Origin of the sequence: Paenibacillus pinihumi DSM 23905 = JCM 16419 (assembly GCF_000422505.1) — a bacterium.
Lineage (GTDB): Bacteria > Bacillota > Bacilli > Paenibacillales > Paenibacillaceae > Paenibacillus_D > Paenibacillus_D pinihumi.
This window is the reverse complement of sequence record NZ_AULX01000024.1, coordinates 75,323-89,314: the sequence shown is the minus strand read 5'-3', so window position 1 is coordinate 89,314 and position 13,992 is coordinate 75,323. Positions and strand designations below refer to the sequence as shown.

19 protein-coding genes are annotated in these 13,992 nt (G+C 50.9%); 2 read left to right on the top strand and 17 right to left on the bottom strand.

The window, feature by feature from the left end:
* Nucleotides 1-4: 4 nt before the first annotated feature.
* The 17 genes from xseA to H583_RS0107945 all read right to left on the bottom strand — a co-directional run bounded on the left by xseA (nt 5) and on the right by H583_RS0107945 (nt 12,318).
* Nucleotides 5-1,351: an exodeoxyribonuclease VII large subunit gene (xseA, locus tag H583_RS0108025; RefSeq protein WP_028560016.1), complete on the bottom strand. Its 1,347-nt coding sequence runs from the start codon at nt 1,349-1,351 to the stop codon at nt 5-7.
* 5 nt (nt 1,352-1,356) lie between these two features.
* A complete protein-coding gene (folD, locus tag H583_RS0108020) occupies nt 1,357-2,217 on the bottom strand; it encodes a bifunctional methylenetetrahydrofolate dehydrogenase/methenyltetrahydrofolate cyclohydrolase FolD (protein ID WP_028560015.1) in 861 nt (286 codons plus the stop codon).
* A 23-nt stretch (nt 2,218-2,240) separates the two neighbouring features.
* Nucleotides 2,241-2,690: a transcription antitermination factor NusB gene (gene nusB / locus H583_RS0108015; protein WP_028560014.1), complete on the bottom strand. Its 450-nt coding sequence runs from the start codon at nt 2,688-2,690 to the stop codon at nt 2,241-2,243.
* Between the two features lie 156 nt (nt 2,691-2,846).
* The gene (locus H583_RS0108010) at nt 2,847-3,077 is read right to left on the bottom strand and encodes a DUF2273 domain-containing protein (protein WP_028560013.1); all 231 of its coding nucleotides are present in this window, start codon (nt 3,075-3,077) and stop codon (nt 2,847-2,849) included.
* A gap of 15 nt (nt 3,078-3,092) precedes the next feature.
* Nucleotides 3,093-3,650, bottom strand: a complete 558-nt coding sequence (amaP, locus tag H583_RS0108005) for an alkaline shock response membrane anchor protein AmaP (RefSeq protein ID WP_028560012.1) — start codon at nt 3,648-3,650, stop codon at nt 3,093-3,095.
* Between the two features lie 124 nt (nt 3,651-3,774).
* Nucleotides 3,775-4,188 (bottom strand): Asp23/Gls24 family envelope stress response protein, encoded by a 414-nt coding sequence (locus tag H583_RS0108000; protein WP_028560011.1) that lies wholly within the window; start codon nt 4,186-4,188, stop codon nt 3,775-3,777.
* A gap of 138 nt (nt 4,189-4,326) precedes the next feature.
* Nucleotides 4,327-5,685, bottom strand: a complete 1,359-nt coding sequence (gene accC, locus H583_RS0107995) for an acetyl-CoA carboxylase biotin carboxylase subunit (RefSeq protein WP_028560010.1) — start codon at nt 5,683-5,685, stop codon at nt 4,327-4,329.
* 25 nt (nt 5,686-5,710) lie between these two features.
* Complete coding sequence (accB, locus tag H583_RS0107990; protein WP_028560009.1) at nt 5,711-6,205, bottom strand: acetyl-CoA carboxylase biotin carboxyl carrier protein; 495 nt, start codon at nt 6,203-6,205, stop codon at nt 5,711-5,713.
* A gap of 198 nt (nt 6,206-6,403) precedes the next feature.
* Nucleotides 6,404-7,027, bottom strand: coding sequence for a SpoIIIAH-like family protein (locus tag H583_RS0107985; RefSeq protein ID WP_028560008.1), 624 nt, complete (start codon nt 7,025-7,027; stop codon nt 6,404-6,406).
* 60 nt (nt 7,028-7,087) lie between these two features.
* A complete protein-coding gene (gene spoIIIAG, locus H583_RS0107980) occupies nt 7,088-7,723 on the bottom strand; it encodes a stage III sporulation protein AG (protein ID WP_028560007.1) in 636 nt (211 codons plus the stop codon).
* A 50-nt stretch (nt 7,724-7,773) separates the two neighbouring features.
* A complete protein-coding gene (gene spoIIIAF / locus H583_RS0107975) occupies nt 7,774-8,499 on the bottom strand; it encodes a stage III sporulation protein AF (RefSeq protein WP_028560006.1) in 726 nt (241 codons plus the stop codon).
* A gap of 28 nt (nt 8,500-8,527) precedes the next feature.
* Nucleotides 8,528-9,760, bottom strand: coding sequence for a stage III sporulation protein AE (gene spoIIIAE, locus H583_RS0107970; protein ID WP_028560005.1), 1,233 nt, complete (start codon nt 9,758-9,760; stop codon nt 8,528-8,530).
* A gap of 4 nt (nt 9,761-9,764) precedes the next feature.
* Nucleotides 9,765-10,160 (bottom strand): stage III sporulation protein AD, encoded by a 396-nt coding sequence (spoIIIAD, locus tag H583_RS0107965; RefSeq protein ID WP_028560004.1) that lies wholly within the window; start codon nt 10,158-10,160, stop codon nt 9,765-9,767.
* Nucleotides 10,161-10,203: 43 nt separating this feature from the next.
* Nucleotides 10,204-10,407: a stage III sporulation protein AC gene (gene spoIIIAC / locus H583_RS0107960; RefSeq protein WP_028560003.1), complete on the bottom strand. Its 204-nt coding sequence runs from the start codon at nt 10,405-10,407 to the stop codon at nt 10,204-10,206.
* Between the two features lie 15 nt (nt 10,408-10,422).
* Nucleotides 10,423-10,941, bottom strand: a complete 519-nt coding sequence (gene spoIIIAB, locus H583_RS0107955) for a stage III sporulation protein SpoIIIAB (RefSeq protein ID WP_028560002.1) — start codon at nt 10,939-10,941, stop codon at nt 10,423-10,425.
* Nucleotides 10,941-11,966, bottom strand: coding sequence for a stage III sporulation protein AA (spoIIIAA, locus tag H583_RS32270; protein WP_051236163.1), 1,026 nt, complete (start codon nt 11,964-11,966; stop codon nt 10,941-10,943). Before spoIIIAA ends, spoIIIAB begins: the two co-directional genes overlap by 1 nt.
* 85 nt (nt 11,967-12,051) lie before the next feature.
* Nucleotides 12,052-12,318, bottom strand: a complete 267-nt coding sequence (locus H583_RS0107945) for a YqhV family protein (protein WP_028560001.1) — start codon at nt 12,316-12,318, stop codon at nt 12,052-12,054.
* Between the two features lie 184 nt (nt 12,319-12,502).
* On the opposite strand from H583_RS0107945, the gene comA reads away from it, so the two are divergent.
* Nucleotides 12,503-13,363 carry a phosphosulfolactate synthase gene (comA, locus tag H583_RS0107940; protein ID WP_028560000.1) on the top strand — a complete coding sequence of 287 codons (861 nt, stop codon included), beginning with the start codon at nt 12,503-12,505 and terminating at the stop codon, nt 13,361-13,363.
* A gap of 113 nt (nt 13,364-13,476) precedes the next feature.
* Nucleotides 13,477-13,941, top strand: coding sequence for a DUF441 domain-containing protein (locus H583_RS0107935; RefSeq protein ID WP_028559999.1), 465 nt, complete (start codon nt 13,477-13,479; stop codon nt 13,939-13,941).
* Nucleotides 13,942-13,992 lie beyond the last annotated feature (51 nt).

Sequence of the window (13,992 nt, the reverse complement as noted above, 5' to 3'; positions counted from 1 at the left end):
CGCCTCACCCTTCCTTATCTAAAACCTGACAATCCAGCCTTCCGTCGGCCAGCTTCACTTTAATCCTGTCTCCGATTCCAATATCATCGACAGACTTGACGAGCACCTGCTCATCTTCCGCATACAGCAAGCTGTAGCCGCGTGACATGACTTTTAGCGGGCTAAGCGCATCAAGAGAACGGATGCTGCTGTGCAGCTCCAGCTTCCTGGCTCGCATAATCCCGTTCATGACCTGTTCCAGCCGCTGCTGAGCTGTATGCCGGCGGGTTGCAGCATATTTTAACTGTTCGCCCGGATGGGCGGCCTCAAGCCGGGTTAGTAGATGTGAATATTGTTGTTCCTTGCGCTCTTTGAAGCGAATCATCTGTGAATTAAGCCGCTCATGCAGCCGGTCAGCACGCTGCGCAGGCTCCATCAGGAAACGCCTTGGCTGCTGGAACAGCGGAGAACGCTTGATCCGCTCCAGCCTTTGCTTTCTGTCCTGCAGTTGCCCTTTTAAGGCCTGGTTAAGCCGCTGCTCAAACCGTCCAATTTGCCGTCTTAGCTCATGACTGTGCTGGACGGCAAGTTCGGCAGCCGCAGTAGGCGTGGCCGCCCTCAGGTCGGCTACAAAATCGGCGATCGTATAATCTGTCTCATGCCCAACGGCTGAAATGACCGGAATCTTGGATTCCGCAATGCTCCTCGCAACCGCTTCCTCATTAAAAGCCCACAGTTCCTCCAGCGATCCGCCGCCTCTTCCAACAATTAATACGTCAACTTCCATTAAACGATTCATAAGCTTTATGGCACGTACAATGGACGGGGCTGCTTGGGTACCCTGGACAAGCACAGGTACAACGAGGACAGGGACGGAGGGAAAGCGTCTTTCGAGTGTAATTAAAATATCCCTCACAGCAGCTCCCGTGGGGGATGTGACAACGCCGACCGCTTTTGGATAAAGCGGAATAGGCTTTTTACGCTCCGGAGCGAACAAGCCTTCTGCCTCCAGCTTCTGCTTAAGCTGCTCGAATGCAAGATAGAGGCTGCCAATCCCGTCAGGCTGCATAGCGTTCACATAAAATTGATAGTTTCCGTCACGTTCGTAGACAGATATACTTCCTCTTGCCATCACCTTCATTCCCTCTTTGGGAATGAAGGGCAGGCGCTGGTTATGGGAAGCAAACATAACACATTTCAGACGGCTTGAAGCGTCCTTAAGTGTAAAATACATATGTCCGCTGGAATGATGAATAAAGTTCGAGATTTCCCCGCGAAGCCAAATATCAGACAACACATGGTCTGACTCCAGCTTCATTTTAATATACCGGTTAACTTCCTTGATGGAAAAAATGCGCGGCCCGTCCGCCATCTCCATCACTCCTTGATTCCGTTGATCCGTTTTGCGGCAATCAGCGTATTTTGCATCAGCATGGAAATTGTCATTGGTCCAACACCGCCTGGAACAGGGGTAATATGTCCGGCAACTTCCTGCACACTGTCAAAATGAACGTCTCCTGCAAGCTTGCCTGTGTCAAGCCTGTTGATGCCCACATCAATAACGACTGCGCCTGGCTTCACATAACTGCTGTCAATTGCGTTCGCTTTGCCAATGGCCACAACGAGAATGTCAGCCTGTTTGGTCAGCTCTTTCATATTCGCGGTTCTGGAGTGGCAAATGGTTACGGTCGCATTCTCTCTAAGAAGAAGCATCGCTACAGGTTTGCCGACAATATTGCTGCGGCCGATGACAACCGCATGCTTGCCGGAAATTTCTGTTCCTGTTCTCTTAATTAATTCAATACAGCCAGCTGGGGTGCAAGGGAGCAGACTGTCATCACCAATAACCAGATTCCCTGTGCTCACAGGATGGAAGCCGTCAACATCCTTGTCCACACTAATGGCATCGATAACAGCTTTCTCTTGAATATGAGCAGGCAGCGGCAGCTGCACCAGAATGCCATGAATGGTGCTCTGGTTATTCAAGCGGTCGATTAGAGCAAGCAATTCTTCTTCCGTAGTGTTCTCAGGCAAACGGTGAACTTCTGAGTAGAAGCCCATTTGCTGGCAGGCCTTCTCTTTGCTGCCTACATAAACTTTGGAAGCGGGATCTTCACCAACCAGAACAACCGCAAGTCCTGGAACAACTCCCTTTTCTTTCAGCTGTCTGGTCTGCTCGCTAACCTCCTGGCGAATGATTTCTGAAATATGCTTACCGTCTATACGCTGTGCTGTCATCGTGATCCTCTCCTATCGGGTGATTATACCTTATTGTTGAGTTCATTTAATGCTTTGAGCAATCTGCCAAGCACACCATTGACGAACTTACCTGATTCCTCAGTTCCAAAATGCTTGGCCAGTTCAATCGCTTCATTAATAATCGCTTTGGGCGGCACATCACTTGTATACACCAGCTCATAACAAGCAAGTCTGAGTACCTGGCGGTCTACCCGTGACAAGCGGTCAACCTGCCAGCCGGTCAAATACTGCTGAAGCATATCATCGATTGCTTGACGATGCTCGGCAACCCCAAGGGTCAACTGTCTGACAAACGTATCAATTCCTTTGATGTCATCCTGCGCCGCGTCAATTTCGTTTTCCTCTCTGGCTTCCTCCAGCAGCATGTTTACCGCTTCTTCTGCAGAAACCTCATTCATTTCCATTTGGTACAAGCTCTGTATTGCAATCTCTCGTGCCAGTCTACGTTTCATGAATCCTCCTAGTCGGTCGACATTCTATTTTCAAGCTTGCCGTGTAAAAATCACTGGGCAATAGTATCAGTTACTCGTTTAGAAAAAAACCTATGATTTCCTCCCTGCCCCGAACAGCGGCCTGCCGATGTCCGGCGAACGGAGGAAATCACAGGGTCATTTGAAAATCCGCCAACGGCTCTGCAGCCAGGCCATAATTTGCTGCCACGGGATAAATGGCGGGGCAGAAATATCCCGCTGCTTGCCAAAGAAATAACCGATCCACAGCAGCAGCGCAAAGAACAACATATCCCAAAAGCCGGCAAAAAGATAAATGAAACCTAAAAAAAGAGCGGTGACAACACCTGTGATACGTCCGCCATACGTGATCCAAAGCTCCCTCCACATCGGTTTGATTCACCTCTATTCCACACGACTCTTGAAGGTTTGGGTCTGGATAATGTTCGCGACAAATACCGTTACGGATGCTACAGGAATACCTGTAACTTCCTCTACATGTTCTTTGACAGCGCGTTGAATTTCTTCTGTAAGGGCAGGAATCGAAGTCTCGCCATCCACTACGGTGCGCATCATAATTTCAAGACCAGACTCCTGAATACGGATGCGTGCCTTCAGTTCGCGGACTCCACGCTGCTTGCCGGCTGCTTTCAACGCCAAATTCTCTACTGTTTCCATTGAGATCCGGATATCGCCAAAGTCATTGCGCTGGTCAATCGAAGGACTCGAAGCGTTTCCGCGTCTAACCGAGATATAAAAGAAACGGAAACTGATCAGGAACAGCACCACAGAGGCGGCAACTACCGTAATCTGCAACCAGAGTTCATTGTATACGTCCCCGATCCACCGGCTTGCAATCTTCTCGGGAACCCAGCCGGCTCCGACGGCTAGCACTGTGACGGATAAGATGCCGACCATAAGACTAAAACAGAATAGCAGAAGCCTGTCCACAATTTTAACCACTGTTAGGTCTCCTTTCCCGGGCCTTCACAAAACGCTATTTCCTCTCAATCGGTAAAAAGCCCCCCTTGGGCCGCAGAGCGCAAAGCCCTCGCTAAGGGGGAGCATCTATTGGGCTGCTGCCGAATTACTTCACGCGATTGGACTGCAATTCTTCTTCATCACCCGGTTTTTCACTGGCTTTGAAGTGTACGTCATGAATGTGTACATTCACTTCCACTACATGCAATCCGGTCATCATTTCGATAGAGCGTTTAACATTCCGTTGAATCTCTGCAGCAATCTCGGGGATACGGTTGCCGTACTCCACGATGATGGATACATCAACAGCTGCCTCACGCTGTCCGACTTCAACCTTTACCCCTTTGGAAAGGTTCTTCCGGCCAAGCAGTTCTGCGATACCGCCTGCCAGACCGCCGCTCATGCCGGCAACCCCTGGCACCTCGATCGTAGCCAGTCCTGCGATAACCTCAATGACCTCAGGAGCAATCTGGATCGTTCCCATGTCTGTTTTTTCATAATCCGCTGCAATTGTGCTCATATTGAACATTCACCTCCATAAAGTTGCGAACTTTCCGGGCTGCCTGACTGAATGCTTATCCGCAATCTTATTTCTATACTATAACATTTGCCGTGATTTATGACAAACTTGGACAATTGTTAGATTTCCGCATAAAGTCTAGGATTCAGGGTCGTTCACATCATGCTCTTCCAGGAATTTAATGTCAAAATCCCCTTTTAGGAAACGGTGATGATTAAGCAGCTTCAAATGGAAGGGAATCGTCGTCTTGATGCCCTCAATGGCAAATTCAGACAAAGCCCGCTTCATCTTTGCAATCGCTTCTTCCCTGGTTCTTCCCCATACGATAAGCTTCGCAATCATGGAATCATAATGCGGGGAAATCGTGTAGCCCGGGTAAGCCGCACTGTCTACACGGACTCCCATACCACCCGGAGGAAGATAGAAGCTGATATTACCAGGAGATGGCATGAAATTCCGGTCAGGGTCCTCCGCATTGATGCGGCATTCAATTGACCAGCCGTTAATCTGCAGGTCCTCCTGACGGAACGACATCGGGTTGCCCTCGGCGATCGAAATCATTTCCTTGATCAGGTCCGTATTGGTAATCATTTCGGTAACCGGATGTTCAACTTGAATCCGGGTATTCATCTCCATGAAATAGAACTGTCCGTCAGGACCGAGCAGGAACTCCAGCGTACCCGCACCGGAATATTCAACAGCCAAGGCCGCTCTGACAGCCGCCTGCCCCATCCTCTCCCGCTGCTGCGGCGTAAGAATCGGACATGGCCCTTCTTCCACAAGCTTCTGACGGCGGCGCTGTACCGAGCAATCCCGCTCAAACAAATGAACGGCATTACCATGCTTGTCCGCCAAAATTTGAATTTCAACGTGCTTCATGCCCGACAGGTATTTTTCTAAATAAACACCAGCATTGCCGAAAGCCTTTTGTGCCTCCTGCTGCGCGGTAGTAATTTGCTGAATAAGGGAATCCTCATCCTCAGCAATCCGGATGCCCTTGCCTCCGCCCCCGGCGGTCGCTTTAATGATAACAGGGTAGCCAATATCGCGAGCAATCAGAACCGCTGCGTCCAAATCTTCAATCAGGCCGTCAGAACCTGGAATAACAGGCACATCGGCCTCCTTCATGGTCAGCTTCGCAACTGCCTTATCACCCATTTTGCTGATTGCAGACGGGGAAGGACCAATAAATGTAATGTTGCAGGATTCGCAAATCTCCGCAAAATCAGCATTTTCAGCGAGGAAGCCGTACCCCGGGTGAATGGCGTCACATCCGGTAAGCGTAGCTACACTCATAATGTTGGTCAGGTTCAGATAGCTGTCCTTGGACAGAACCGGACCGATACAGTAGGCTTCATCAGCCAATTTTACATGCAACGAATCACGGTCCGCTTCAGAATACACCGCGACTGTCTGGATGCCCAGCTCACTGCACGCACGAATAATGCGAACCGCAATTTCTCCACGGTTGGCAATTAATATTTTATGAAATTTCACTCTTTGAACTCCTTTCGCAAACCCGTTATTCCGGTCTGACCAGGAACAATGGCTGTCCGAAATCTACGAGCTGTCCGTTTTCGACCAGAATCTCGACAATTTCGCCGCGCACATCGGCTTCAAGCTCGTTCATCAATTTCATTGCTTCAAGGATACATACAACGCTCTTCTCGTTTACACGGTCTCCGGTATTCACAAAAGGCGCTGCGTCCGGAGAAGAAGCATGGTAGAAAGTACCAACCATAGGGGAGACGATCTGATGCAGTCCGCTTGATGCCGGGGTGGCAGCAGACTCAACAGCAGGCTGCGTCGGCGCGGACGCTGCAGATGTTGGTGGCGCCTGAGTTACAGCAACAGGCGAATATGTATGAGGAACTGAGGCTGTCTGTACATTCACCACTTCGGTCTTGCCCGGTTTACGGATAAGCAGGCGAGCCCCTTCATTTTCAATTTCGAGCTCTTGTACAGAGGTCTGATCAACAAGTTTAATCAGCTCTTTAATCTCGCTCAATTTGAACATGGATATTATTCACTCCTTAGCATTGGTAAACCTTGTCTCATTCTCGATTTGGATAACGTTAGTATTATATCATAATCGAAAAGTTTATCCTAACGCTATTTTAAGATACTGCTTTAAATAAAGCACTTTGTGTTCCTATTGAAGAAAAAAACGCCCGCCGTCAGCCGTTATCCGGCTGCTGGCAGGCGATGAAGGAGCTTAATGATAAAGCTGTACCGAAACCCGGTCAGCCGATACCTCTAGTGTGTTCATGACGAGCTGGATAATGCTGTCGGCCTGGCTTCTCTCCAGCTTATCGCCTTCCACAACTACTTTATAGCTGTTCTTTTCCTGGGCGACGACTACATTTTTGAACTCTTCACGCAGGCTGGCCTCCAGATCGTTGATTTTCTCCTCACGCTGCTCAAGCTCTCCCACCTGGTCCATCGCGCTGCTCGCTTCCTCGGAATCTTTATTCGTTGTATCCGAAACAATTCCCATCAGACGATCGTATTCCTGTTGAACGGTCTCTGTTCTCTTGAACTGCTGTTCCGTGAAATAGTCACTGAAGGAGGCTGCCTTGCTTTCTTCCTCGAATTTATCAATAATTTGCTTATCAGCCTCGGACAACACGCTTCCATCACTATGTTCAACGTCATTCACAACAATTTTCTCCGTATTTGCACCGTCTCCTTCACCTGTCAAACCAGCCGCTGTTTCATGGCTGTTAGCGGTTGTTGTCTTGGAAGGGCCGCTGTCCTCTGTAAAGAGATAATAGGCAGATAAAATGACCATCAGACTTAACATGGAAACGAGCCATACGGTTTGTCTTTTTGTATTCATGGAATAATTCATCCTCTCATCATTTTATGTCCGCTCCGGGACTTATTTTCACTTCTATGGTCAAGGCTGCTTGCTCGGCACAACCGAAATCCGGTGTGCGGGTACGCTGTAGCCTTTTTTAACAGCATCCAGGATCAACTGCCGCACCGTCTGGTTTTCCGCACCTCTGGCTACGATCAGAATCCCCCGGATATGAGGCTTGATTTTTTTGGTGACAAGCGGCGTCTGCTCTCCTGATACTTCATACAGAACAACCTGACCATCCTTGGTAGAGGAAGTGATGTGACGCTTGCCCCCGTTCTTGTCCGTCTCCTCGGTCAGCTGCTGGGTTTGCTTCTCATTTTTCTCAATGACGGATTCCTCGGTTGAATCAATGGTAATCAGCACATCCACTGTCCCGACACCTACGATTTTCTCCAGCATACCCTTCAGCCGGTTTTCCAGCGGCCGCTCTAAAGCTTCAAAGACAGAGTCTGAATCATCGCGCTGCCCGAGCAGTGTCTCCTGGGCCGCAGGCGGCTCCGTGCGGGACTGTGCTGTAGGCTCGACCTGCCTTAAGGACAGGAACGAATTGACAATCATCAGCAAGGCGCCTACGGCTCCAATGATAAGCAGCCAGCGCATTGTCCGGACGCGTTTTGGTCCTGAGGGCCCCTGCCCGAGCGCTGATTCAATTAAGCCCAGCCATTTAGCCAATGACTCTTCCCTCCTTTGAAGCTCTATCTTTAAGTCCGCCGCATGTCCGCTTAGCCGGATGCAGGAGCAAATACGTTGATAGCCTTAGGCTCCACCTGAAAGCTCTGGGATAAAATCAGGGCGACCTGTTTATACCTCCCGTCTTCTGCCTGAAGCTGATGCTTCGTGCCGCTTCGTTCAGTATTCACCATGGCTGTTTTGTCCTGCTGTCCTTCCCCTTGAGAGGCTTCAATGTCCGGAATGCCGATATGAACGACTACCGGCTGTACCGGATCGGATCCCGGGATACCCTCATCATCAGATTCTCCCTGGTCCAGACCAGTCAATACCACATCGACCTTGGCAATTCTGTTCGCTTCCCCGGCTTTGCCTCCGGATTCCAGTTTTACGCTTATTTCCGCTATAGACAGCCCTGTCTTTTGCTCCAGTTCCGCCTGCATCGCGGATGCAAGTTGACTGCCTGCCAGACTTGATGCCTGGGTCAGCCGCTGCTTCTGAAGGTCATTGGCCTGTTCACGAATCTGTTCCAACCCCGGCATCCCTGATGCTGCCGTAGACTTGTCTTTCCCCCAGCCGTGCAGCGTATCTGTGAGACGGGTTTCAAAGTCTCCCTGAAGCAAGCGCAATACCGGGGAAAGCAGTGTCAGCAGAATCAACAAACCGATGACCAGTCTGACATACCGCTGATAGGAGGAGCTTGGGACGAGAAGATCAATAATTCCCGCCAGCAGAATGACGGCGATAATTTGCCTGAGCCAATCCGTCAGCCATTCCACAGCGCTGTCACCTCCCGATGCCGCTTGTCTAGCGAACCATAATCGCGGCATTCCCTGCGGTTAATATAATCGTCACCGCGAGGAAGAACATCAGTCCTACGGCGGCAAGCGCGGCAAATACATAAATCATCGTTTTCCCAATGGTCTCCAAGCATGTTATTATCGGGCTTTCTCCCAGTGGCTGCAGCACAGCGGCACAAACATTGTAGATAAAGGCCAGTGCCAAAATTTTCACCGCAGGAAAGACGCAGAGGAAAATCAGGATGACGACACCGGCTATGCCTACCGCATTTTTGACCAGCAGTGAAGCGGACATGACGGTGTCTGCCGCATCTGAGAACGCCCGTCCGACCACCGGAACGAAATTGCCGGTAATAAATTTTGCCGTTTTCATTGTAACGCCGTCTGTAACGCCCCCTGTCGCCCCCTGCACTGATATGACGCCCAGGAAGACTGTCAGCAATACGCCGAGCAACCCGACCGCACATTTACGGATCAAATCGGCAAGCTGCGTGACTTTGAAGCGGTCGCTTATGGCGCTGGCGATGTATAACACCGCTGAGAAGAACAAGAGCGGGAAGACTACAGAATAAATGAGTGTGCCCACCGTATTAATCATAAAAATAATGAGCGGGTGCATAACCGATACGGTAACGATGCTGCCCATCGAAGCGAGCAGTGTAAGCAGCAGCGGAATCATCGCCATCATGAACTGAATCATTCCGCTAATGGCCGCTTTGGCATAGCCGATGGCAACATAGAAGCTGTTGACTGCCAAAATGATAAGCACCATATACGAAATCGCATAAGCAACCTTGCTGACCGCCTTGCGCTCAAACGCATTTTGCAGTGTCTCCAGAATCATGCTGAATACGGTGAGCATGACGATTGTGACGAGAAGCCTGCCGTTATAGAGCACCTCATGCAAAATGTATTTGACAAGCCCCGCCAGGATATCCATCAGCTTCAGCCCGTCCCCTCCGGACTTGAGCATATCTGTAAAGCCAGGCAGCTTTCCGCCTGGAAAGTAGCCGCCGTATTCATTCATCAACTCTGTCCAGTAAGTCTCCACCGAGCCTGTCTCAATCATGCGCAGCTGCTCTTGCACCAGCCGGTCGGCAGACTGCTCGAGAGAGCCTTCCGGACTTTCCTTCCCGGGCAAGGCATTGGCATTCCCGTATACCATTGCGGCGCAGCTGCCTGACACCAACAGGAGAAGCAGTGTCAGGACAGCAAGCCTCCAAACAACGTAGCGGGTCATTCGTCTAACCTCCCGCCGGGAGAAGATTGAGCACCGTTTCGACAATGATGCTGATGATCGGCACAGCCATCGCCAGAATGAGCACCTTCCCGGCGAATTCGATTTTGGAGGCAATGCTGTCCTGTCCGGCATCACGGATAATCTGCGCCCCGAACTCTGCGATATAAGCGATGCCGATAATTTTTAAAATCGTGGACATGTATACAGTTGGTATGCCCGAACGATTGGCAAGGTTCTCCAGTACCTTGATAACCGTATCAATCTTGCCAATCAGGAACAAAAACAGATAAATTCCGGTAAAGGCAGCCAGCACAAAAGCGAATATCGGCTTCTGCTCGCGGATGACAAGAATGAGTATAGTTGCGATTAGACCTATGCCGACAATTTGAATGATTTCCATGCTGGCTCACCCCGGTACGGTTCACGGCCGATATTTAAGCCGCCTACTGAAACAGAAAAATCGTCTTGATCTCTTGAAATAATTCGTTCAGCAGCCGCACAACCATAAAAAGCACGACTACAAAACCGATCAGCGTCACCCAATGTGCCATATCCTCTTTGCCCATCTGCTTGAGCACCGTATGAATCATTGCAATCATGATTCCGATGCCTGCAATTTGAAAAATAGCGCTGATATCCATATTCATTTTTCCGGCACCCCATTACATCATCAGAATGACGATCAGCGCAGCAGAGAGCAGACCCAGGCTTTTGCTCATCTTTTCGTACTTCGCCTGGTCTTCCCGCGCCGCATCTTCCTCCGATTTGAGCTGCAGCAGCGCCAGTCGCAAATGCTTCATCTGATCCTCCCGGTCGCTGATCCCAAGTGCAGAGCCCAGGCGAATCAATATCGTTTTCTCATTGTCCCGCATTGCGGTGTACGGCCAATGCTCGGCAATTGCCGTCTCCCAACTGTCGCGAAACGGCTCATCCGGCTGTTCCGATAGCAGTGCTGCTGCTCTGTGAAGCAAGCCTGCAACCGGCTCTGCCGATGCTCCAGCTGAGCGCTCCAGCGCCTCAGGCAGCGGTGTAAAGCCGTAGCTGATCTCTGTCTCCAGCCGCTGCAGTCCATGTGCAAGCTGCCTAAGCTGGCGCGGCCTGGCAGCAAAGCGCCCCGCCTGGTAAAAGCCAATCATCGTCCCTGCAAACAGTACCAGCAGCGCTCCAATGATTTTGAGCATTATGGCTGCCCCCTGGCAATAGCCTGCCTGTTCTGCTGTTGATCTGTTGTCGGCTCCCTGGCTGCAGGCGCAAGCGTCCTCTGCATCGTAATCGTATGGGCCGTTGTGCCGGCTGCTGTTCTGCGAATGGCAGCTACTGCACCAAACACTCCCTCATCGAGCAGTGAACGCAGCACCGGACGCCCTCTGGCATCCTCCAAATCATAGGCGTGAGCCGTGGCAATCACAGTAACACCACCATGAGCTGCTTCCCGAATGGCATCCGCATCCTCTTGTCTTCCAATCTCATCTACGATAAGCACCTCTGGAGACATCGAGCGAAGCAGCATCATCATCCCCTCCGCCTTCGGGCAAGCGTCCATGACATCCGTTCTCGGACCAATATCAAAGGAGGGAACACCTCTGACGCTGGCGGCAATCTCTGAACGCTCGTCCACGATGCCAACCTTTCGCCCGGGCCAGTCTGCCGCCGCGGGATGCTGCCATTTGCCATAGCTGACACAACGGGCGATTTCCCGGATGATGGTCGTCTTGCCTGTCTGCGGAGCTCCTATAATCAGGGACGGAAGCAGCGATTTGCGCGGCCAGTTCAGCAGTTTCGGCAATAGAGTGCTTGCGGCGCCTGTTACCTCTCTGGCAATTCGGATATTAAAGGCGCCAATATCCCGCACCGCTTTCACAGCTCCGTTCTCCAGAACTGTCCTTCCTGTCAAGCCTATCCGATGTCCCCCGTCTACGGTTATATATCCTCTTTTGAGTTCTTCCTCCATCGCATACAAAGAATGGTTCGTTATCCGTTCCAGAAGCTTGCGGCAGACCGCATGATGAGGTCTGTAGGCTGAATCAGGCAGGCTGTCCAATGCTCCGTCAGGCGTCACAAAACGGAAGCCCCCGCCGAAGCTGACTTCAAGCGGACGCGCCTCCCGAATGCGGATTTCCTCAAGTTCCTGCTTCACCTGTTCCGGCAGCTTTGTCAGCACCTGCTGCAGCTCTTGCGGCAGCAGGTGAATTATGCGGGTCATCATCATTAGCCCCTCCCGGATGTTTGTCCTTGCTTATCTCATTTCTATGAAATTTCCTCATAGAATATGACAAGCTTTTGGGCTATTATCATTTCTTTAATATCCCGATCATCAGGCAGGTAATACCAACAAGTACCCACACGAACTTGTCCAGCGAAAGCTTGTCTGACAGCCCTACCAATCCGATTGTTGTGGTGGAAATCAGTATAATCGGACCTACCAGTGCAAGAGATGAATTAACGACAAGTGCCTTGTCAATCTGGTTCAGTCTGAGCATAATAATGGCTGCAATTATCTCCAGGCTCCCTGATATCAAACGTAGTGTCGCCATGCTTAGTACAATTTTATTTAACATCCGCTTCCCTCCCCAAGACCAGCAGCCTGCTTTTCTCCCGTTGGCTGAAGCTGCCTGGTTACATCCTATGCAGGCTTGTCTGTTTTTAGGCATAACGGCACCCGCCCGGACGGCAATGCATATACTGGGCTCATGGTTGGAAGCTTTCCATCCTCAACACTTACAAAGTAAGGGGAATGGGCACATGGAGTTCACGAAAGGGATGCTATGGCACCCTCAGCTTAGCGACCCTAAGGGCGATCGCAGCGCCAGGAACCGCAACAGAGCTCGGCTTGGTCATGAACAGCGGACCAAAGCAGGCGGAATCACGATGGTCATCGACAAAGGGATCGGCAGCAATGCTTATGCAGATTTTCTGGAGACAGCCTCGCCTTATGTAGACTGTATTAAGTTCGGATTCGGGACGGCAGTTCTCTATTCAGACGAACTTCTGCTTTGCAAGACGGCACTTGCCCGCAATCACGGCATAGCTGTCATGACTGGCGGAACCCTGCTTGAAACGGCAGTTCAGCAAGGGGTTGTCTCTTCTTTTTTTGATTCGATATGCAAACTGGGATTTACGGCGGTGGAGGTATCAGACGGAACTATTGAGCTTCCCCGCCACAGAAGGACGGAGTTAATAAAAGAAGGGGTACGACGCGGCCTGCGTGTCTTTACGGAGTACGGAAAAAAACTTGAAGGCTCGCTTATTCAAATTCCCGAGCTGATACGCACCTTTGAACAAGACAGAGAAGCCGGAGCGGAGCTGCTGACTATTGAAGCAAGAGAATCGGGGATGGGAGTCGGTTTGTTCGACCGCGAAGGCAAATGCCGCCGCGATACGCTGGAGAGTGTTGCAGCCTGTCTGCCGGAGCAGCATATTTTGTGGGAAGCCCCGCTTAAATCTCAGCAGGTAGAACTCATTACATCCTTCGGTGCCAATGTCAATCTGGGCAACATCGTACCCGGAGACGCCATTACATTGGAGGCGATGAGACGCGGACTTCGTTCTGATACATTCCCCTCCCCTTCGGTATCCGAGGAAGCTATCGTGTATATGATCTAGCCAGCGCCTCCCGGGCCGTTTGCGAGGGGTTGTCTGCATAAGCAGAAGAGCAGCCGCATAGATTGAACCAAGGCTGCGCGCCTAAGACAAGGGCGAAACGGGGAGAATGCTGTATGAGCGGAGATATTATTCTTGTCGCACTTATCATAATCGGAATAGCTGGCAGATCCCCGATTATCGCTACTGCAGCGTGTGTGCTGCTTGTCGTCAAGCTGGTCCATCTTGACCGGTACCTGCCAGCCATTGAGCGGCGGGGTCTTGAGCTGGGACTGCTGTTTTTAACCTTTAGCGTTCTGGTTCCTTTTGCTTCCGGCAGAGTCCAGATGAAAGAAATCATCGGTGCTCTAAGCTCCTGGCCGGGATGGCTCGCTCTCGCAGGAGGGGCGCTGGCCACCTATGTCAACGGCAAGGGACTCGATCTGCTCAAGCTTGATCCGCAGTTGATAGTCGGCCTGGTAATCGGCTCCATTCTGGGCATTCTCTTCTTTCGCGGAGTTCCCGTCGGGCCGCTAATGGCAGCGGGCATTACGGCTATTCTATTCAAGCTGTTCACTTTGATCAGCGACCGGATTGGATAATCTGTGCGGTCCCTATTGCTGACAGCACTAATCAGGATGTCTGACAGACTT